The sequence below is a fragment of the Paenibacillus sp. D9 genome (assembly GCF_001188365.1).
In the GTDB taxonomy this organism is placed as follows: Bacteria; Bacillota; Bacilli; order Paenibacillales; family Paenibacillaceae; genus Paenibacillus_O; species Paenibacillus_O humicus.
Map to the genome: position 1 here is coordinate 952073 of NZ_JZEJ01000001.1, position 19736 is coordinate 971808.

General features: G+C 58.8%; 18 protein-coding genes. 4 read left to right on the plus strand and 14 right to left on the minus strand.

Going from position 1 to position 19736, the window contains the following annotated elements:
* Positions 1–49 precede the first annotated feature (49 nt).
* The 7 genes from VE23_RS04430 to VE23_RS04460 form a co-directional block, all read right to left on the minus strand.
* Entirely contained in the window at positions 50–709 is a 660-nt protein-coding gene (locus VE23_RS04430) for a FusB/FusC family EF-G-binding protein (RefSeq protein ID WP_049867399.1), read from the minus strand.
* A gap of 260 nt (positions 710–969) precedes the next feature.
* Complete coding sequence (locus VE23_RS04435) at positions 970–1671, minus strand: YjjG family noncanonical pyrimidine nucleotidase (protein WP_021881563.1); 702 nt, start codon at positions 1669–1671, stop codon at positions 970–972.
* A complete protein-coding gene (locus VE23_RS04440; protein ID WP_021881564.1) occupies positions 1668–2159 on the minus strand; it encodes a DMT family transporter in 492 nt (163 codons plus the stop codon). The genes VE23_RS04435 and VE23_RS04440 overlap by 4 nt, the downstream gene beginning before the upstream one ends.
* A 6-nt stretch (positions 2160–2165) precedes the next feature.
* Positions 2166–2873, minus strand: a complete 708-nt coding sequence (locus tag VE23_RS04445; RefSeq protein WP_049869629.1) for a Crp/Fnr family transcriptional regulator — start codon at positions 2871–2873, stop codon at positions 2166–2168.
* A 44-nt stretch (positions 2874–2917) separates the two neighbouring features.
* Positions 2918–3343 (minus strand): DMT family transporter, encoded by a 426-nt coding sequence (locus tag VE23_RS04450; protein ID WP_048746210.1) that lies wholly within the window; start codon positions 3341–3343, stop codon positions 2918–2920.
* 252 nt (positions 3344–3595) lie between these two features.
* On the minus strand, positions 3596–5206 hold the full coding sequence (locus tag VE23_RS04455; protein ID WP_198156134.1) for a zinc ribbon domain-containing protein: 1611 nt from the start codon (positions 5204–5206) through the stop codon (positions 3596–3598).
* Positions 5207–5297: 91 nt separating this feature from the next.
* On the minus strand, positions 5298–5492 hold the full coding sequence (locus VE23_RS04460; RefSeq protein ID WP_021881569.1) for a DUF3934 family protein: 195 nt from the start codon (positions 5490–5492) through the stop codon (positions 5298–5300).
* A gap of 152 nt (positions 5493–5644) precedes the next feature.
* On the opposite strand from VE23_RS04460, the gene VE23_RS04465 reads away from it, so the two are divergent.
* Positions 5645–7261, plus strand: coding sequence for an S-layer homology domain-containing protein (locus tag VE23_RS04465; RefSeq protein WP_049867400.1), 1617 nt, complete (start codon positions 5645–5647; stop codon positions 7259–7261).
* A gap of 187 nt (positions 7262–7448) precedes the next feature.
* On the opposite strand, the gene VE23_RS04470 is transcribed toward VE23_RS04465, so the two are convergent.
* On the minus strand, positions 7449–9248 hold the full coding sequence (locus VE23_RS04470; protein ID WP_049867401.1) for an ABC transporter substrate-binding protein: 1800 nt from the start codon (positions 9246–9248) through the stop codon (positions 7449–7451).
* 103 nt (positions 9249–9351) lie between these two features.
* Between VE23_RS04470 and VE23_RS04475 the strand changes: the two genes are divergently transcribed.
* Complete coding sequence (locus tag VE23_RS04475) at positions 9352–10608, plus strand: MFS transporter (RefSeq protein ID WP_049867402.1); 1257 nt, start codon at positions 9352–9354, stop codon at positions 10606–10608.
* Between the two features lie 124 nt (positions 10609–10732).
* Here VE23_RS04475 and VE23_RS04480 read toward each other — a convergent pair whose 3' ends face one another.
* Genes VE23_RS04480 through VE23_RS04490 form a run of 3 tightly spaced genes read right to left on the minus strand, consistent with a single transcriptional unit; the run spans position 10733 to position 13793 of the window.
* Complete coding sequence (locus VE23_RS04480) at positions 10733–12259, minus strand: tripartite tricarboxylate transporter permease (protein ID WP_021881627.1); 1527 nt, start codon at positions 12257–12259, stop codon at positions 10733–10735.
* 12 nt (positions 12260–12271) lie between these two features.
* Positions 12272–12733: a tripartite tricarboxylate transporter TctB family protein gene (locus VE23_RS04485; protein WP_049867403.1), complete on the minus strand. Its 462-nt coding sequence runs from the start codon at positions 12731–12733 to the stop codon at positions 12272–12274.
* 46 nt (positions 12734–12779) lie between these two features.
* Positions 12780–13793, minus strand: coding sequence for a Bug family tripartite tricarboxylate transporter substrate binding protein (locus VE23_RS04490; protein WP_048746200.1), 1014 nt, complete (start codon positions 13791–13793; stop codon positions 12780–12782).
* A 212-nt stretch (positions 13794–14005) separates the two neighbouring features.
* Between VE23_RS04490 and VE23_RS04500 the strand changes: the two genes are divergently transcribed.
* The gene (locus tag VE23_RS04500) at positions 14006–15598 is read left to right on the plus strand and encodes an ATP-binding protein (protein ID WP_048746196.1); all 1593 of its coding nucleotides are present in this window, start codon (positions 14006–14008) and stop codon (positions 15596–15598) included.
* Positions 15599–15613: 15 nt separating this feature from the next.
* Positions 15614–16339, plus strand: coding sequence for a response regulator (locus tag VE23_RS04505; protein ID WP_049867405.1), 726 nt, complete (start codon positions 15614–15616; stop codon positions 16337–16339).
* A 151-nt stretch (positions 16340–16490) separates the two neighbouring features.
* On the opposite strand, the gene VE23_RS04510 is transcribed toward VE23_RS04505, so the two are convergent.
* The 3 genes from VE23_RS04510 to VE23_RS04520 all read right to left on the minus strand — a co-directional run bounded on the left by VE23_RS04510 (position 16491) and on the right by VE23_RS04520 (position 19732).
* Positions 16491–16928: a rhodanese-like domain-containing protein gene (locus VE23_RS04510; RefSeq protein ID WP_049867406.1), complete on the minus strand. Its 438-nt coding sequence runs from the start codon at positions 16926–16928 to the stop codon at positions 16491–16493.
* A 100-nt stretch (positions 16929–17028) separates the two neighbouring features.
* Positions 17029–17940, minus strand: a complete 912-nt coding sequence (locus VE23_RS04515) for a LysR family transcriptional regulator (RefSeq protein WP_049867407.1) — start codon at positions 17938–17940, stop codon at positions 17029–17031.
* A 37-nt stretch (positions 17941–17977) separates the two neighbouring features.
* Positions 17978–19732 carry an ABC transporter ATP-binding protein gene (locus VE23_RS04520; protein ID WP_049867408.1) on the minus strand — a complete coding sequence of 585 codons (1755 nt, stop codon included), beginning with the start codon at positions 19730–19732 and terminating at the stop codon, positions 17978–17980.
* Between the last annotated feature and the right edge of the window lie 4 nt (positions 19733–19736).

Here is a 19736-nt window from a genome sequence, read left to right on the forward strand (position 1 = left end):
CGGCACCATGTAGAAGACCCGCAAGGACATGCCCTACGGGTGCAGCGAATTATTTGGTCAGCACCTCCCGGAAAAATTGGTCCAGCACTGCCGAATCCGTCAGCCGGGCATTGCAGCTGTCGCTGCTCAGGCACATATAGTTGCCGATGGCCTTGTAATAATCGGGCGAGGCATGCAGCGGCCGATGCTTGGTCACCGCCGTGAACAGCGCGACCTCGCCGTGGCCACGGCATAGGAAGCACGTATTCTTTTTCGTGCCTGCCGGCGAGAACCTGCCTTCGATTCCGGCCGGCTTGCCGTCCAGCTCATGCACGAGGAACATCTTGCCGCTGCCGATATCGGTCCATCCGAGATACGTGACTTTCCGGAAATCGATCTTGTCCAAATCGGGCACTTTGAGCTTTTTCGCTTTTGGGAACAGCTTTTTCAGCTGTCCTTCAGTAACGGCTGGGAAACTCAAGCGGTAGTGCTCAAGCGCCTCCACACCTTGCGCGAATTGCTGCGGAGAGCTGAGTTCCGCCAGTCCCAGCACCAGCAAGCGCTGATCGGAATCGGCAGCCTGGAAAGCTTCATCCAGAACGGCATGCACGCTCATCCGCACCGACTCCACCACCTTCGGATCGGAGACGGTCGTACAAGTATTTTGCAGAAGCTTGACTTGTTTTTGAATAAGATTGAATTCATGGTTTCGAATAAATGGTTGGCCCATCGCTTTTCAGCCCCTTATTTTTTGGATTCAAGCAAATAAGGTGCAAAGCCCATTTATGGAAACGATCGATCGGGCGATTGGTATTCGTTCCTTCCTCAATAGCCCCATGCAAAGAATCGCCCCTTAAACAGGCTCTGCATGGGTGAAGCTATTCCCGGCAATGTGATTTGCCATCGCTACCAGCCTCCCTTTACCACCAGTATAGGCGATAGCAGGCGGCCGGGGCAATGCCGCTATCGGTAAAAAACGGCTCCGGAGCTTCAGAACGGCTTGTCCACGCCGAGCAGGCCGTACAGCTCATCCAGCTCGCGGATGTCGTACGTCGGTACGATGCCGGAGCCGGCCGGCTTGCCGTCCGGATTGAACCAGCAAGTATCCAGGCCGGCATTCTGTCCCCCCTTGATGTCCGCGCTGAGCGAATCTCCAATGATTAAGGCCTCGTCGGGAACGAAGCCGGGAATGCGCTCGAACACATAATCGAAAAAGGCCTTCATCGGCTTCTGGAACCCGGTGTCCTCGGAGACGAATACGTTGCGGAACATCGGGAACAGCCCGGATGCCTGCAGCCGCTTGTGCTGAGTAGCGGAAACTCCGTTCGTGACGATGAACAGGTCGTATCGGGGCTCGAGAGCGGTGATCAAGGCCAAGGCGCCCTTGACCTCGTCATGGCCTTGCTCCAGAAGCTTGCGGTACTGCGCTTCCACGGCGACGCCGTCCACTTCCCGGCCATATTCCTTGAACAGCAGCGAGTACCTCGTGTTCACGACTTCATCCCGGGAGAGCTTTCCTTCTTCGAATGCCCTCCACAGGCTGCCGTTGATCTCCTTGTAGCGGAAATGGAGCTCTTCATCCAGCGCAAGGCCGTGCTCGGAGCACAAGAGGCTCAGAGCCATCCTTTCGGCGGCTCCAAAATCGAGCAAGGTGTCATCCACATCGAAAAGCAGCGTTTTGTATGCTTTCACTTTAAGCCCTCCATATCAGCATGTTCGCGAACGGCGCCGCGAGCGTTCCGCTTGTTGCCCGACAGCTTGAATACGGCGGCTCCTCCGATGACGACAAGCACTCCGATGAGCTGCTTCATCGTGAAATCCACCTTTTCCAGTCCGAGCCATCCGAGCGAATCCAGCATGAGCGCCAGAATCAGCTGGGAGCTGAGAGCGACGAGAACGCCATAGGTTGGACCCAGATGCTTGATCCCCTGAACCATGCAGACGACAACGCCGACTCCGAGCAGTCCGCTGAAGGCGAACCAGGCTTCCATATTCCCGAGACGGAACATCCTGGTTCCCTGAAACAGCAGGCCCAGCGTCAAGGAGGCCGCGAAGCCGAGGCCGAGAACAAGCGCCGTCGTCACCCAGGTGCCGGTTTTTTCGCTGACTTTGCTGTTGAATATATTTTGCAGGCTGAGCAGGCAGCCGGCCAGAATCGACAATGATATTCCCGTCATCATCTTGAGTCAGCTCCTTTCATACAAGTTGCGGCTGGCGAGCGCCTCGAGCTTCCCTCGATCCAGGATGGAGATCACGCCTTTGGAGCGCCGGATGCATCCATCCGCGGCAAACTGCTTCAACACCCGGTTCACATGCCGGTAGCTCGTTCCAATCAGATTGGCGGCATCTCTCAGCATGGAAGCCCGAAGCTCCCCCTGGAACAACGGATCGGTCTCGTCGTACGATACCGAGAGCAGATAGCTGGCAAGCCTGATCTCCACCGGGTACATCAGATTGAAGCTCAAGGAATTCGACTTCGCATAAAACTTTTTGGTGAGGATATCAAGAAGGAACCGCAGAAACGGCGGGTGATCGTCTCCATGCAGGGCAAGCCAGCGGTGATGGACGCCAATCATGGCGACGGGCGATACCGCTTCGACCGTATTCAGAAAATCCGCTTTCTGCACATATTCGAGATCTCCGATTACTTCCAGCGGCGTTTTGAAGGAAAGAATAAGCGACTTCCCCTCTTCGGAGGTCGTGAAGATCTTCACCTTGCCCTTAACCAGCACATACACGCTGTCGGCGGCATCTCCCTGGCTGCAGATCAATTCGCCTTGGTCGAACCGGCGCAAGGTGAGATGCGGCAGCAGCGGCTTGCCGAAGACGTCTTCGAGGCCATGAAGCTTCAAGTATTTATCCAGCAGCTGCCGGTCGGGATGTTCATGCTTCATTCCGTTGTCCTTCCCGCCTTCCATCGTCATGCTTAGTCCTTTCATTATACCCTCAGGATCAGGACGCCGCTGATCATCATGGCGATGCCGAGAAACTGGGGTAGGCTCATCGTTTGCTTCACGACGCCGAACCAGCCTCTGCCGTCGATAAGGAAGGTCAAGCTGAGCTGCGCGATGAGCAGCACGGCTGCCGCAATCGTAATGCCGATGGCATGGATCGCCTGTACGTTGCTGAAGACGATGACGGCTCCCATCGCTCCTCCGGTCAAGTAAAGCGGTTTGACCCCGCGAAGTCCAGTGCCTGCCGATCGGCGGAAGAGGCCGAGCAGCAGCAGCGCCGCGACGAAGCCCGTCAGCTGTGTCAGCGCAGCCGCCTGCCAGGTGCCGATCGCGGCGCCGATCCTCGAATTGGCTACTCCCTGCAGCGTAATGAACATGCCCGCTGCTGCGGCGAACAGAATTCCCTTCATCGGTATCTTCCCCTCGTGTACTCGTCGCTTTCTCCCTCATTACACAATATCCGGGATACATTTGAAAAGGACATATGTCCTTTTTAGGGAATGGGCTTGAAAGCCGGCAGGAATGCAGAACCGGCGATCGCAGAAGAGAGCGGTGAATCAACCCGATCTCCTATCGCCATCTCGATCTCCACACCAAAAAGGACAGCACCGTTAGGCTGTCCTTTCCCGTATGGCCTCATGCCTATGCGGGGACAAGAACGGTCAGAAGGCGCTGCGGGCTTCAAACCGGCCGATAACCCTATCGACGGGAAACGCATGGACCTCTCTTCCCGATCTTCCGCTCATATCTGTCCCTGCGAACAAGGAGCTGTAGACCGCTTCCTCCGTCGCATCCGCTGCGGCACGGAAGCATTCGGAGATGAGCGGTCCGTCTTCGCGGACGACTTGCACGGCAAGCAAATCCTGCTCCGGATCATGGGGCGTCAGCATGCCGTTGCTGAAGGCGATGACGATATCGCCGCTGCCGTGGTGGGCGATCGAGCCGGTCCGTCCCAGCCCGAAGGCAGCGCGCTTCGCCACCCGCTTCAGCTGCCGCGAATCGAGCGGCAGATCGGTCGCAACCACGATGATGACCGAGCCGTCCTCCTTGCGGTCGTCAGCCTCGTTCCTGGCCAGAAGCTGTCCGATTGGCTCGCCCAGAATGGAGAGGTCGACGCCGCTGCCGAAGTTGGTCAAGACGAGAACGCCGATATGGTATTCGCGGCCCGCCGCAGCGACGGCTCGCGAAGAGGTCCCGATTCCTCCCTTCCAGCCAAAGCACACCATGCCGGTGCCGGCTCCGACGGCGCCTTCTCCGACCGGTCTCCTCTGCTCCCAGGCTTCCTTGGCCAGACGAATCGCTTCAACCGCATGTTCCGGCCGGACATGCAGGCCGCGCATGTCGTTCAAATAACTGTCGTTGCATTCGCCCGTTACGATGTTGATGGAGCCGGCCTCTCCGCCGATTCCGTCATCCTGCTCCATCATGTAGCGCAGCGCGCCTTCAGCCGCAGCGGACACGCCGAACGTATTGGTCAGCATGACCGGTCCCTCCAGCGTGCCGAGCTCGTCGACCTGGATAAGCCCGGCCGTTTTGCCGAAGCCGTTGATGACATAGGATGCCGCAGCGGCCTTCTCCCGGAACAGATTTCCTTGATGCGGCAGAATAGCGGTGACTCCCGTCCGTACGACCGGCTGATCATCTCCTTCGGACAGCAGCGTGACATGGCCCGCGCTCACTCCCGGGACATCCGCGATGCTGTTGAGAGGTCCCGTTTTCATCCTGCCGACCTTCAATCCATATTCATGAAACCTCCGCCGGTTCATTCCCGTCACTCCTTTGTTCTTGTCGGAAAAAAGCTTGGCGAGCAATCTCGACATCTCCTCCGGCGTTTTTCTTCGCAGCACCTCGGAGTCGTACCACTCGACTTTCCCGCACTCCTCACAGCTTGTGTACATCAGGTGGATGTAATCGAAATCGAACAGCCGGCTCAGACCTGTCCCGTTCATCGCCGCTTCATTGACCGAGCATTCGCGGCTGCCGCAGCGGCCGCATATGAAGCTCGCAGCCAGCAGCTCTTCCAGCGTCATGCTTGCGATCTCATCCACGGACAGCGTGCCTGCATGGGCCGCCCCGCTGTCATTCGCCGTGTCTCCCGACTCTTCTGCAGACAACAGGTCTGCATCCGCCAAAAGGGTATTCCGCTCCGGTGCTCCGTCTTCATCGATGCCTTCCAAATGCCAAGGCAGCACCTCATGCAGGCAAGAGGGGCATACGCGCTGTTCAAGCCGCATGTCGTTTCCGCACCAAGGACAGCTTACGCTGGATTCCATTGGGATCATTCCTTTCCGGATCGGCTGGAGGAGGGCAAAAGAAAAACCCCAGCTTTTTTCGAAATGCTTCCGAAATGTGCTGAGGCTGTGCTTAGCTGCTGCCCGGGTTGTTTGCTTCGGCTTTGGCGGCAAGCCGCGCCGTCTTGGCCTCTTCCGCTTTTTTCTGCAGCCCTTTGCTCACATATGGCTTCGGTTTGCTTGCGGCGCGCTTGGCGCCGGCTTGCCAGCGGTTCCAGCCCTTCTTGCCCGTACCCCGGCCGGTGCCTCCGCCTTTGGATTTGCTCATGCTTCCTTCACTCCAATCGTGCTTCTATCATACTCTGTCAACCTGTTTACGGCAAATCCGTCCATGCAGCCTTACCAATATTTAAGCATGGGGCTGCTCTCTCTTTTTGTTTACGATGGATGATAGACCGTCCGAAAGAGAGTTGAAGACCGATGATGAGCCTACATATTCGAAGACTAGCCCGAAAAGGCGCGTTCCTCCTGCTGGGAGCGGCCTTAACGGCGCCGCTCTTCCCTTCCGCCCAAGCCGCCGCCGCTCCAGCGTTCAAGGACATCTCCGGCAGCTATGCGGAGAGCGCCATCCTGCGCCTCGCCAAGCTCGGAATCGTGTCCGGCACTTCAGCCGACCGCTATTCTCCAGCTCGAAGCGTTACGAGAGCCGAGCTTGCGACCCTGATCGCGAGAACGCTTGGTCTCGAGCCGGTACCGGCCGCCATACCGGCATTTCGCGACGTCGCCCGTTCCTCTGCCTTCTATCCCATGATCCAGGCAGCCGTCAATATCGGCTGGATCGGCGGCCGTTCCGCGGACCGGTTCGAGCCTGCGGCAAGCGTCACCCGCGAGGAAGCCGCCGTCATGCTGCTGCGTGCCTTGAAGCGCGGGGCGCCTGTCATCGGCGACAGCATCTATCGGGATCAACAACAAATCTCCGCATGGGCCGAAGCATCGGTTCTCGAGATGAACCGGCTGTCGCTGATGGCCGGAGATCAGGGCTACTTCCGCCCCAAGGCGGCGATCAGCAGGGCGGAAGCCGCTGTGCTGCTGGACCGCATCCGGAACCGTGCTGAATGGTCGCAGCAGTTCGAGGCCGAGCCCGAAGCACCCGTCCAGATGGGCTGGCAGTACAGCTCCACGACGGAACAATTCAAGCAGCAGGCGTCGTCCAGCGGGATCAACACGCTGTCGCCCCGATGGCTGTTCGTCGGTCCGAAGGGCTTATCGTCCGATTCATCCGACGCCAAGCTGGTGCAGTGGGCCCATTCCAAAGGGAAGAAAGTATGGGTCATGGTCGGCAACCGGTCCAGGCAAGCGGATACGCACGCCCTGCTGAGCCAGTCTGCGAGCCGCTCGGCCGCCGTCAAGCAGCTCGCCGCCAGCATCTCAGCGAGCGGAGCGGACGGCATCAACCTGGACTTTGAGAATGTCGCTCCCGAGGATCGGCAGAACATGACGCAGTTCGTCTCCGAGCTGGCCAAGTCTCTCCATGCATTCGGCGCCGTACTGTCCGTAAGCGTATCGCCGGATACCGGCAGCGACTGGACCGAAGCGTTTGATTATGCCGCCTTGGGCTCGGCCGCGGATTACATCGTGCTGATGGGGTATGACGAGCACTGGAGCGGAGGCCAGAATGCCGGAGCCGTCGCCTCCCTGCCCTGGGTAGCCGGAGGCCTCGGCAAGCTGCAGGCGGTCGTGCCGGCCGCCAAGACGATTCTCGGCCTGCCCTTTTATACGAGGGATTGGAGCACAGCCGCCAGCGGCATCGTGACATCGGCCGATCTCAGCCTTCCCGAGCAGAACGGCATCGCGGCATCGCTCGGCTTGCGTCCGGCTTGGAGCTCCAGCTTATCGACCTACACCGCGAGCTACTACATCGGCACCGTGCGCCATCAGATCTGGCTTGAAGACAGCCGGTCTCTGTCGGCCAAAATGAGTCTGGCCCTTCAGAGCGGCGCTGCCGGATTCGCCTACTGGTATATGGGCGGTGAAAGCCCGGATGTATGGGCTGCCCAGCGCAATGCGATCCGTTATGCCGGGTATTCCTTCTCTTGAATTCAACCTGAATATGCGCTTCTGCCCAATAAAAAGGCCGTTCCAGGCGATGGATGCCGGAACGGCCTTCTTTTGGCTTTCTTTTCCGATCAAGGACGCGAGGTGGAAATCCTTGATGGGCAGGGAATTCGCGCTTATTTAACGACCCTATATATTCGCATCATGAATATTTAATGACATGTATGAATTAAGGTTTGATCTGCTTAGAATCCGGCATGACCCAAGCGTTTCGAAAATCGACCCATCCTCTATGGCTGAGCCGAACATCCCGAAGCGAAGGATGCGTCATGGCGCTGACAGCTTTGGAGTTCAGAAAAAGGATATCCCCTTCGCTTTTCAGCAAGCCTTCAATTTCATCCAAACAGTCCCTACGCGTTTCTTCCGAGTCCGCGAGCTTGAATCGGCCGAGAATTTGTTCCGTCCGCCTCCTCGTCTCCGGCGACATATGGCTCGATATGAACCCTGTCGAGGATTGCAGGTATTCCAGCAGGCGGATTGGGCCTTCGCTGAGAACCGCTTCGAACAGAATCAGATGTGCCGCCTCGACGGATTGCTGCAGCAGCATGCCGGCCCAGGTGTGAAGAACGACCTCCACCCTTACTCCGTATTGGGACAGGCTGCTGGAGATCCATTCCGCATCGTTCTGATGTCTCGGGAATGTCGCCAAGGTTATGGTTTCACCGGCATAACTTGATTTTGACAGCAGTTTCATGCCGGCATCGGGATCGAATTCATCGACTCCCTTATCGTCGTTGCCCCATACGAAGCCCGAGGAAGGCGATATGCGGGGAAATCCGAGCTCTGTGACCATCGCTTGCCTGTCGATCAGGACGTTCAGCGCTCTCCTCAGAAAAGGATCCTCGAGAAGCCCGGGCATGCTGCGGTTGACGGTAAGCAGGCTCGTCCCGCTCATCATCCCGATATGCTTCCAGCCGATTTTCTCCGCAAGGGTCTGCTCGCCGGTCAAGACATGAACGAATCCGGCATCGTCGTTCTTTTCCAGACTATCCGCATTCGGCAGCACGATCAGTTCAAGCTCGTCCAGATGCGGCCTATACCCGAAATAGGAATCGAACGCTTGGAGCAGCAGGCTCCCTCTCGTTCGGCGAACCGCCTTGAACGGCCCTGTTCCGACCGGCAGCTCCGGGCTGCCGCTGCCGTCGGCGCCATAAAGATCCCTCGGAACGATCGAGCATGTCGAATAGCTCAGCACGCGCAGGAAATAACTGTCCCGCTCCTTCAGCGTTATCCGGATGGCATGAGACGACAGGGCTTCCATGCTGCCGATGCTGCGAACGGCCCAGGCGTGAGCGGTATGCTTGAGACGCTCGTAGCTGAACTTCACGTCCTCGGCATCGAGCTCCCGGCCGTGGTGGAAGCGAATGCCTTTGCGCAAATGGAAGGTCCAGGACATGCCTGCCTCATCGTACTCCCAATGATGGGCGATTCCCTGGCTGATCATTGCGCTCTCGTCGTCGCCGCAGCATACGAGCGTCCCGAAAATCAGCTCCACCAGATAACCGTCCAAAGCATAAAATGCTTCTCCCGGATCCATTGACACGATCGGCCTGTAGATGGGCAGCCGCAGCTTTTCAACGACCCGGCTCGATCCGCCATCGCTTTGATAGCCCAAATACCGGTAAAACCAATCCATGAACTCCCGCTTGACGGCGTCCGTCCCGGCATATTCCCCGATCAGCCTGAAAGCAGCCTCGGCATCGCCGCCGCGGACTTTGTCTTCGGCCACCTGCAGGAGCAGCGGAGCGGGATCCGCATCCAGATACAGCCTGGATTTGTTTCCCCGCCCTCTTCCCGGTTCGAACCGGAGCCAGCCCGTGGCGGCCAGCTTGCCGATAATGAGCTTGGCGTTCCTTTCGCTGCAGAACAACGCTTCGGCCAGCTCCGTCTTCGACACGAGAACCGGAGAAAGCTTTCTTCCCTCCGGGAATGCGCGCGTCAAAAGCAAATAATCCTCCGTTATTTTCATGCTTCTCTCCAAAAGATGAAAAAGTAGGCCTGATAAATGACCTTTTTGGCTCATTACGATGCCCCTATACTTCATTCATAAAGCATTGAGGGAGAGATGGCAAGTGAAAGGAATTGCAGGAGATGGATCGAAAGATGCTCCGCTAAGCCGGAACGGAGGTTTTCGGATCGTTCTCGCAGCGGCCATTCTCATGACCGCCGGGAACAAGCTCTATGAGCTGATTTTGCCGCTGATGATGTATGAGCTTACCCATTCATCAGTCGCCATGGCTACGATGAGAACCGCCGAGCTGCTTCCGAATTTGTTTTTCGCCGTCCTGATCGGAGTTCTCGTGGACCGCAGCAACAAAAAAGCCTGGACGATCGGCATGATCGCTATCCAAGGACTGCTGCTGCTGGTTCTGGTCTGGCTATACCGTACCGGCACCGTTTTTTTGCCCGCCTATTACGGCATCGGCTTTTTGCTCATGACGTTCGGATACGGATATTTCAATGTCCAAGGCAGCTTGACGAAGCTTGCCGTTCCAGACTCCCAGCTCGGCCAAGCCAACGCCAGGCTTTCGGCCGTGGAGACGACCGTCGGCCTGGCCGGACCCGCCTTGTCGGCCGTCCTGCTGCTGCCGGATCTGTCCGGCGGACTTCTGGCCACCGCTGTCCTGTATCTTCTCTGCCTCCTCCCCATATCCTGGCTGCGGCTGAGCGAGGCGGCAGGCAGAAGCTCCGGCGCGGGCTTCAAAGCGGAGCTTCTCGAAAGCTGGCGTTTTTTCCGGGAGCACAAGCCCCTCCGGACGTTTACGCTGTTCATTCTTTTCGCCAACTGCAGCATGACGGTAGCGGGAACCGCCATGATCTACTTCGCCAAGGATGAGCTTCGGCTTTCCTCCTTCTTGCTGGCCCTGATCCTTTCCTTGACAGGCGCCGGAGGATTGGCGGGAAGTTATGCCGCTCCCCGGCTGCGCCGGCTTCTGGGGACGGGCAAATGCTACGGCATCGTCATGCTGCTGTTCATGGCTTCCTATCTGCTCTTCGGCAGCGCCCAAGGCCCGATCTGGTTCGGAATCGCCGCATTCCTTTACGGCATGGCTGCAGCACTGAGCAATGTGACGGTCTACACCTATCGCCTGGAGCAGACTCCCGCGGCTCTCATGGGAAGAGTGCTTGGCATTACCGGAACGTTTTTCCGGCTCGGCATGCCGGCTGCCATGCTCCTGAGCGGCTTCGTCATGGAGCATGCCGGCTCGAGAATCATCTTTTGGGGCTGCCTGGCCTGGAATTTGATTCTTTTTCTGAGCTGGTCCACGACTTCGTTATGGAAAGCCGGGCCGCAACATCTTGTTCCCGGCCCCGTTGCCGTGGATTAGCCGCGCCGTCGCCGTTTCCTCGGAAACCTGGCTTGGCTTGGAAGGATCCGGAAAAGGATTTGCCGAGACCATTAAAAGAGAGCTGATCGGCGATCAGCTCTCTTTGCCTTCCATCCCGTCCAAGTCAAGCTTCTTCGTTGATCAGCACCTTCCGACCCTTCAGCTTCAGCACGAGCGGAATGGTCACCCACAGCAGTCCGATGAACAGGAACAGGAGCGATACCGGCTTTTCCAGGAAGATCATGAAATCCCCGTTGGAGATCGTCAGCGCCCGGCGCATGTTGTTCTCCATCATAGGTCCGAGAATCAGGCCGAGCACGAGCGGTGCCAGCGGAAAATCGTTTTTGGCGAGGAAATAACCGGCCAGGCCGCAGCCCATGACGAGCAGCAGGTCGAAGGTGGAATATTGCACCGCGTAGACGCCGAATACGGAAAAGACGATGATCAGAGGTATCAGATATTTCGCCGGCGTCTGGATGACCTTGGCGAAGATGCGGACGAGCGGCAGATTGAGGATGAGCAGCATCAGATTGCCGACGAACATGCTGGCGATGACGCCCCAGGCGAGCTGCGGGTGATCCTGGAACAGCAAGGGACCCGGCTGGACATTGTACATGATGAAGGCGCCCATGAGAATCGCCGTCGTGCCGGAAGACGGGATGCCGAGGCTGAGCAGCGGAATCATCGCCCCGCCCGATGCGGCGTTGTTGGCCGATTCCGGCGCCGCGACGCCGGCGATCGCGCCTTTGCCGAACTGCTCGGGATTTTTGCTGATTTTCTTTTCCATGATATAAGCGAAGAAGGAAGCGAGAATCGCGCCTGCTCCGGGAAGCAGCCCGATGAAGAAGCCGAGCACGGAGCCGCGGGCGATCGGAGCGGCGCTGTCCTTCATGTCCTGCTTCGTCGGCAGGATGCGGTTGATCTTCGCCATTTCCCCTTCATTGCTGTCCTTCTCCAGTATCGTCTTGAACACCTCGCCGACAGCGAACAAGCCGACGGCAACGGTCAGGAATTCAAGGCCTTGGTACAGCTCCGGCACGCCGAAGGTGAACCGCTCGACTCCCGACACGCTGTCGATGCCGATCGTCGCCAGAAGCAGGCCGAATGCGGTCATGATCAAGGATTTGAGCATCGACTTGCCGGCCAGGCCGCTGATCGCCAGCAAGCCGAGAATCATGAGCGAGAAGTATTCCGCCGGACCGAACTTGATCGCGACGGCAGACAGCGGCCGCGCCAGGAAGATGAGGCCGATCAGAGAGATGATTCCCGCCGCGAAGGATCCGATGGCCGCAATCGCTAGCGCCGCTCCCGCCCTGCCCTGCTTCGCCATCTGATAGCCGTCGAGCGTGGTGACGACCGACGATGACTCTCCCGGCGTGTTCAGCAGGATGGAAGTCGTCGAGCCTCCGTACATCGCGCCGTAGTAGACGCCTGCCAGCAGAATGATGGAGCTGGTCGCCGCCTCTTCGGGCGACAATCCCGACGTCATCGTAGCGGTGATTGGAATCAGCAGCGCCACGCCGCTCATCGGACCGATGCCGGGCAGAACGCCGACGACGGTGCCGATCAGGACCCCGAAGAAGACGAAGAGCAGATTATGCCACTGCATGGCCGTGGCGAGTCCGTGAAGCAAATAATCGATCGTGCTCATGTTGCCGCCCCCTTAGGATAAGCCCAGCCATGCCGGAAAGCCCGGAAGGGATCCGTCGAGCACATGGACATAGAGATAATAGATGCCGAATGAAAAGCAGGCTGCAATCAGGATGGAAGCTGCCAGGCGCCCCTTTTGCATCGTCTGGAACCCGATCAGCAGGAACAGGAAGGTCGTAATGACGAATCCGGCGCTTTCGAGCAGCAGGGCGTACAGAACCGCCGCGATGAATATGATGCCGAACCGCTTGTAATCCAGCGAAGCTTTCGCGGATGCCGCGCGTTCCTTGCGGAAAGTATCATAGATCAGCTTGACGCTGAGCAGCAGGAGGCATCCTCCCAGGAAAAGCGGAAAGATGTTGGCTCCGATGCTGCTGCCGTAAGCGCTGGAAGAGATGGTGCTGCTGCCTGCCATGAAAAAAATGCCGATGGCGCCGAACACGATGCCTGCATATCGGTCAAAGCTGTGGTTCACCGTGATTCCTCCTCTCTCCGGGCGGATAGCCTCGGTTCAAAATGGATTACTTCTGCATGCCGAGCGCCGCCAGCATATCGTGCAGCTGCTTGTTCTGGTCTTCCAGGAACGTTTTGAACTCATCCGAGTTCTTGTAGTCCGTCTGCCAGTTGTTTGCCTTCATTTCGGCCGCCCATTCCGGCGAATCCTTCATTTTGGCAAGCGTCTCCTCCCAGAAGGCCTTTGCCCCCTCGCTCATTTCCTTCGGCCCGAAAATGCCGCGCCAGATCAGGAATTCGGCATCGATGCCCTGCTCCTTCATCGTCGGCACATCCTTCAGATTGTCCAGCCGCTCCGGCGCCGCGACCGCCAGCACTTTGATCTTGCCGGACTTCACGTACTGGTCCAGGGAAGAGGCATCGGTACCGAGCACGTCCGCATTGCCGCCCAGCAAGGCGGTAAGCGCCTCCCCTCCTCCGTCGTAGGAGACATACTTGATCGTTTTGGGATCGATCCCATATTTGTAGGCCGGAAGGATCGAGACCAGATGATCCATGGAGCCGGGCGCCGAGCCGCCCGCTACCGTGAATGCGGAAGGATCCTTCTTGATGTCGTCCAGCAGGGTTTTCAGATCCTCGTATTTGGAGTCGGCCGCGACGGCGATGGCCCCATAGTCTTTGGTCAGCTGCGCCAGCGGCGTCGTATCCGCGTATCCGTAAGGAGAATTGCCTTCCTTCTTCAAGTTGTTGATCAGAATCGGAGGCGAGTTGACGAACAGCTTGTAATCGTCCTTCTTGTCTTTCGTTGCATATTCGGCCATGAACACGGCTCCGCCGCCGCCGGGCTTGTTCTCGACCGTAATCGCTTTCGTGACCGCCTTGCTCTCGGTCAGCACCTTGGAAATGGTCCGTGCGGTCATGTCCCATCCTCCGCCGGCTCCCGACGGAGCGACCAGCGTAAGCGACCTGGACGGATAGCTGGCCGAGCTTCCGCTCCCTCCATCGCCGCAAGCTGCAAGCCCCAGGCTCAGGATGAGCAGCGGAGTCAGGACAGCCGCTGTCTTCAGCAGTCTTTTATTCATTTCAAAAACCCCTTTGCATGTAGTATAGTTTAGCTGATCGATTCCGATCTCCTATCATATAAAGCGCTTTCATAATACCATCCGCCTGCATGCCCAACCACGTTAAGGACATAAAACGAATTGAATTCGTTTCGGGCGTTTTGTTCATTTTGTTCACGCCGCTCTCTCGCTCCCGGGAATGCCGGCCTGAGCCAACGGAGGCTGTCTTCATCATGCGTTTGCAAACCAAACTGATTCTCATCATCTGCTCTCTCCTGACCCTGCTCATTCTCGCGCTTGGGGGAACGTTCTATTATGTCGTAACCCGCGTCGTGGAGCAGCAGATCGGCGTGCGGGCCCTGACCGTCGCGGAGTCGCTGGCAGTCATGCCGGAAATACGGGAGGCGCTCCTGGCGCCCGAGCCGAGCCGTGTCATCCAGCCGATCGCCGAAAGCGTCCGCCTGAAAACCAAAGCCGAATACGTCGTCATCGGCGACCGCAACGGAATCCGCCTCTCCCATCCGATCGCGGACCGGATCGGCAAGCCGATGGTCGGAGGCGACAACGGTCCGGTTCTGGAGGGAAAAGCGATTATTTCCGAAGCGACAGGCTCCATGGGGCTGTCGCTCCGCGGCAAGGCGCCTATCCTCGCTGAGAACGGACAAGTCATCGGAATCGTCAGCGTCGGGTTCCTCGCCTCGGAGATCGACCGGATCGACGATCCCTACCAGCACAAGGTCTATGCCGTATGCGCCTTCGTGCTTTTGCTCGGAGCAGCCGGCGCCGTCTTTATCGCCCGCAGCGTGCGCCGCTCCATCCATGGACTGGAGCCCAAGGAAATCGCCGCGCTGTACATGGAGAAGAAAGCGATTCTGGAATCGATCCGGGAAGGCGTCATCGCCGTCAACCGGGAAGGCCGGATTACGATGGCCAACCGCATCGCCATGGATATTCTTCAGGTGCCCGAGAACGAGGATCTGACCGGCAGAGCGATAGAAGAGGTGCTTCCCAATACAGGCCTGCTTGAAGTCGTGCGGAGCGGAGAGGTCCAGCTGGACCGGGAAATGCAGATGCGCGGCAAGGATGTCGTCGCCAACCGGGTGCCGCTGCTGGACGGCAAGGGAGAGGTAGCCGGAGCGGTCTCCAGCTTCAGGGACAAGTCGGAGCTGTACCGCCTTGCGCAGGAGCTGTCGAGGGTCAGGCTGTTCGCGGACTCCCTGCGCGCCCAGACGCATGAATTCTCCAACCGGCTGTATGTGATCTCCGGGCTTATCCAGCTGGGATCGTATCAGGAAGCCGTGGAGCTGATTCACACCGAAGCCGGCATGCAGCAAAATCTGGTGCAGTTCATCATGCGCGAGATTCCAGATCCCGTTATCGGCGGGTTTCTGATCGGCAAGTTCAATCATGCGAGGGAGCTCAAGGTCAATTTCACTCTCGATGCCGAGAGCAGCTTCAGGGATGTGCCGGAGTCGCTCGACCGCAGCCTGCTCGTGACGATCATCGGCAATCTTGCAGACAACGCGATGGAAGCTGTGCTGGCACGCAGCGGCCTTTCGCCGCAAGAGCGGCGGGTCAGTCTGCTGCTGACCGATCTCGGCAAGGATCTCATCATCGAATGCGAGGATAATGGCGCGGGCGTGGCGGAAGGGCTTGGCGAGACGGTGTTTCATAAAGGCATCTCCACCAAAGAAGGCGACGATCGGGGGATCGGCCTCTATCTTGTGCATGAGGCCGTGACGAGGCTTGGGGGCATGGTGACTTACAGCCGCAAGCCAACCGGAGGAACGATCTTTATAGCGGCGGTGCCAAAGCATCCGGAATAACGGGAGGTTGAAGTCATGGAACAGCAAAAAAAGCCCGACATGCCGATTGAAGTGCTGATTATCGAAGACGATCTGCGCATCGCCGAGATCAACAGGCGGTTTCTGGAGCAGATTCCCGGCTTCCGGGTATGCGGAATCGCTGCCGACGAAGCACAGGCCAAGGTTCAGCTTGAAATTCTGGAGCCGCAGCTCGTGCTTCTCGATATTAACCTGCCGCCCGCAAGCGGCCTGGACCTTCTTCGCCATATCCGGCAGCTGCACCGCTGCACCGATGTCGTCATGATCACGGCCGCCCGCGAGATCGGACCGGTGCAGGAGGCGATCCGCTGCGGAGCCTTCGACTATTTGATGAAACCGGTCGTATTCGACAGGCTCAAGGAAACGATGGAAAGATACGCCCATTACCATCGCGAGCTCTCGCGCCTGCACGAAGCCGACAGCATCGGGCAGCATGACGTGGACCGCCTGCTCACCCGGGCGGGAGAGCTCCCTGGACCGGCAGACCTTTCGCCGCTGCCCAAAGGAATCGACAAGCTGACACTCGATAAGGTGTCCCAGGCGATTGCCGGCGACAAGAACGGCATGTCGGCCGAAAAGGTCGCCAAGCTGATCGGATTCAGCCGCTCTACCAGCCGCAGGTATTTGGAGTATCTGGTCGGTCTCGGTACGATCGACGCGGACCTGACTTACGGAGTCGGGCGGCCGGAACGGGTATACCGCTGCCGCAAGGGACGCTCGTAGACGGGCGGCAGCCTCTCATCGGAACCCCTATTTTCTGAAGACTTAGCCGGGTGCCGAACAATAGGCGGCATGCCGGCTCATCCTATCGGATTCCTTGGGAAGAAAAAGAAGCCGCCTGCGCAGGCGGCTTCTTTTCTTCCCATTCGCTCCGCTATCCAATGAGCGGCGCGTCCTCTCCGAGCCTGCCCGCGATCTCGAATCCTTCGCGGCGCCAGTATTCGATGCCGCCGATCATTTCCTTGACCTGGAATCCGAGCGCGGCGAGCTTGGCGGCCGCCTTCGTTCCGGCGTTGCAGGCCGGGCTCCAGCAGTAGGCGACGATCGGAATCTGCGGGTCCAGGGACTGGACCGATTGGGCGTTGATCAGCCTGTGGGGAAGGCTGACGGCGCCGGGAATGTGGCCGTTTCCATAAGCTTCCGGCGAACGGGCGTCTACCAGCACGAACGAGCCGGCTCCATGCTTCAGATCGTGGTGCACATCGGACGGATCCGTCTCTACCGCCAGCCTGGCGGCAAAATGGCGGCTGGCTTCAAGCGGTGCCGCGAAGGGAGTTTCTTCAACGAGAGATGATGCGATAGAACTTGTCATGATCCTTTCAGCCTCCTGTCGGTTCTCGTGGAACCTTTCGTGAAGCCAGCTTATCATGAACCTGACCGCTGCCGTTATCGGCCGTTTTCGATTCCTGGCATCATTCGTTTCGATGGATAGCGGTCTCTTCACCGATAGAGCCTGAGCCGCTCATGACATGTACAAAGGCCTCGAACGCCTGCGAAACCCTTCTCCGCTTGGCGTAAAGCAGCTGGATGCAGAAGCGGAACTCCGAACGGTCCAGCCTCGCGGCATGAAGCTGGCCGCTCGCGATCTCCTTCTCGACGGCGATTCTCGGCAGAAGAGCGATGCCCAGCCCGTAGCCGACGCCCTGCTTGATCGCCTGCAGGCTGCCGAATTCATACGAGAGCCTGCATGGCACCGCTTCCTTGCGGAGCGATTGCAGCAGCAAGGCTCGGTATGTGCAGCCTTCCTCGGTGAGGATGACGGATTCGCCTTCCAGATCACGCAGGGACAGCGTGTTCCTAGCGCCGAAGCGATGCTCCGGAGAGGTCACGATGAGCAGATCCTGCTCCTGGATCAAGCGCACATGAAGCTCGGGATCGGCATAAGGCGGATCGAGAATGAAGCCGGCGTCCAGACTGCCCTCCTTGACCATCTTGATGATCTGCGATTCATTGCCGGTCACGAGAGCCACGTTCATATCCGGGTGGCTTTGGCCGAAGATTTGCAGCCGCTTGGGCAAGTAATACGAGGCGACCGTCTCGATCGTCCCGATCGTAAGCGTGCCTTTGCCGCCGGAAGCGACAGCATCCCTCGATTCCGCATGCAGGCTGAGAATCTGCCTGGCATAACCCAGCAGCGTCTCCCCGGATTCGGTCAACGCCATCCTCCTCCCCCGGCGCTCCAGCAGGACGGCTCCGTAAGCCTCCTCCAGCTTCTGGATCTGGGCCGTTACGCTCGACTGGGCATAGCCGAGCCGTTCGGCGGCTTCCGTGTAGCTGCCTCTGTCCGCAACCTCGACCAACGTACGAAGATACGTAAGCTCCATAATCGTCCTCTCCTTCCCGGCTTCCTTGTTGCAGCCTTCAAGATACGCTCTGGAAATGCCGTGTGTGCAAATCCCGATACAGCCCTTGGACGGAAGAGAGCTGTTCATGATTGCCCTGCTGTACGATCCGGCCTCCGTCAACGACCAGAATGGTGTCCGCAGCCCGGATCGTGCTGAGCCGATGGGCGATCACAAAGCTCGTCCTTCCTTCCACCAGAACCGCCATCGCCTGCTGGATGCGCTGCTCGGCCAGCGTATCGACGCTGCTCGTCGCTTCGTCGAGGATAAGGATATCGGGATCGGCCAGCAGCGTACGGGCGATGCAAAGCAGCTGTCGCTGCCCTTGGCTGAGGCTGCCGCCGTCAGCCGACAGCTCCGTGTCGTAGCCGTCCGGCATTCGGGTTATGAAGCCGTGGGCGGAGGCTGCCTTGGCCGCGCGTTCAATCTCCGCCTCCGAAGCATCGAGACGGCCGTAGCGGATATTGTCGCGGATCGTCCCCTTGAACAGGACGCTGTCCTGCAGGACGATGCCGATGCGGGAGCGAAGCATTCTCTTGTCCATGCTCCCGATTTCTTCGCCGCCGATGAAGATGCTGCCCGAGGTCGGCTCGTAGAAGCGGGCCAGCAGCGACATGATCGTCGTCTTGCCGGCTCCTGTAGGTCCGACGAGAGCGGTCATGCTGCCCGGCTCCGAGCGGAAGCTGATCTCCTCGAGGATGGGAGCCTCCGGCGAATAGGCGAATCCGACCCGATCGAACGTCACCGCGGAATTCCGGAGAGAACGGCCGGAGCCCGGCAACGGCTCGGACGGTTCCGCCCCGTCATGCTCCGACGGGACATCCATCGTCTCGAACACCCTCTCCGCTCCGGCGATTCCGGCCTGGATGAGGTTGTACTGGTTGGCCAGCTCGTTGATCGGGGAGCTGAACTGCCTGGAATAGGCCAGGAAGCTGACGATGACGCCGGCCGAAGCATGGCCGCCGGCCGCCAGCCAGCCGCCGGCAGCGGCGATGAGCAGGTAGTTCAGATGGCCGAGCACATTCATGGACGGTCCCATGAGGCCGGAAATGAGTTGAGCTTTGACGCCCGCCGTTCTCAGCCTGCCGTTCATCTCGCCGAACTGCCGCTCTGCACGGTCTTCCTGATTGAACAGCGTGACGATCCGCCGTCCGGAGACGGTCTCCTCAATATAGCCGTTGATGGCGCCCAGCTCCAGCTGCTGCAGCCTGAATTGCTTTTTCGTCGCCGCGCCAATGCGCCTGGAGGCGAGAAACAGGAGAGGAACCGTCGAGATGGCGACCGCAGTCAGCAGCGGCTGCAGCCAGACCATGACCGCGAAGCTGCCGACAATCGAGAGCGCGCTCGACAGCAGCTGCACCAGGCTTTGGTTGAGCGTATTGGATACGTTCTCGATATCGTTGGTCGCCCGGCTCATGAGATCGCCTTGCTTTTTTCCGGTAAAATAGCGAAGAGGAAGATTCTGGATGTGGCTGAACAGATCGCCTCTCATCCTCCAAACCGTTCTCTGGGACACCGAGGCGAGCAGGCGCGCCTGAATCCAGGCGACAAAAGCGGATGCCGCATAGACGGCTGCCAGCAGCAGGCAGGCACGTGTGAGGCCCGCCCTCTCCTTCGGAATAATGAAGCCGTCGATGGCTCGCCCGAGCAGATAAGGTCCGGCAAGCGTCAAGGCGGAAGCGGCGATTGTGAGAATCGCTATGAAGAGAACGGAACGATGTTGTCCCTTCAGATAGGAACCGACCCTCTTGAGAGGGGATTGGGGCTTGGACATGCGA

Coding starts and splice junctions, on each gene's coding strand:
- VE23_RS04430 (WP_049867399.1), bottom strand. CDS start 709: ATGGGCCAACCATTTATTCGAAACCATGAATTCAATCTTATTCAAAAA.
- VE23_RS04440 (WP_021881564.1), bottom strand. CDS start 2,159: ATGATGACGGGAATATCATTGTCGATTCTGGCCGGCTGCCTGCTCAGC.
- VE23_RS04445 (WP_049869629.1), bottom strand. CDS start 2,873: ATGAAGCATGAACATCCCGACCGGCAGCTGCTGGATAAATACTTGAAG.
- VE23_RS04450 (WP_048746210.1), bottom strand. CDS start 3,343: ATGAAGGGAATTCTGTTCGCCGCAGCAGCGGGCATGTTCATTACGCTG.
- VE23_RS04455 (WP_198156134.1), bottom strand. CDS start 5,206: ATGGAATCCAGCGTAAGCTGTCCTTGGTGCGGAAACGACATGCGGCTT.
- VE23_RS04460 (WP_021881569.1), bottom strand. CDS start 5,492: ATGAGCAAATCCAAAGGCGGAGGCACCGGCCGGGGTACGGGCAAGAAG.
- VE23_RS04465 (WP_049867400.1), top strand. CDS start 5,645: ATGATGAGCCTACATATTCGAAGACTAGCCCGAAAAGGCGCGTTCCTC.
- VE23_RS04470 (WP_049867401.1), bottom strand. CDS start 9,248: ATGAAAATAACGGAGGATTATTTGCTTTTGACGCGCGCATTCCCGGAG.
- VE23_RS04480 (WP_021881627.1), bottom strand. CDS start 12,259: ATGAGCACGATCGATTATTTGCTTCACGGACTCGCCACGGCCATGCAG.
- VE23_RS04490 (WP_048746200.1), bottom strand. CDS start 13,793: ATGAATAAAAGACTGCTGAAGACAGCGGCTGTCCTGACTCCGCTGCTC.
- VE23_RS04500 (WP_048746196.1), top strand. CDS start 14,006: ATGCGTTTGCAAACCAAACTGATTCTCATCATCTGCTCTCTCCTGACC.
- VE23_RS04505 (WP_049867405.1), top strand. CDS start 15,614: ATGGAACAGCAAAAAAAGCCCGACATGCCGATTGAAGTGCTGATTATC.
- VE23_RS04510 (WP_049867406.1), bottom strand. CDS start 16,928: ATGACAAGTTCTATCGCATCATCTCTCGTTGAAGAAACTCCCTTCGCG.
- VE23_RS04515 (WP_049867407.1), bottom strand. CDS start 17,940: ATGGAGCTTACGTATCTTCGTACGTTGGTCGAGGTTGCGGACAGAGGC.
- VE23_RS04520 (WP_049867408.1), bottom strand. CDS start 19,732: ATGTCCAAGCCCCAATCCCCTCTCAAGAGGGTCGGTTCCTATCTGAAG.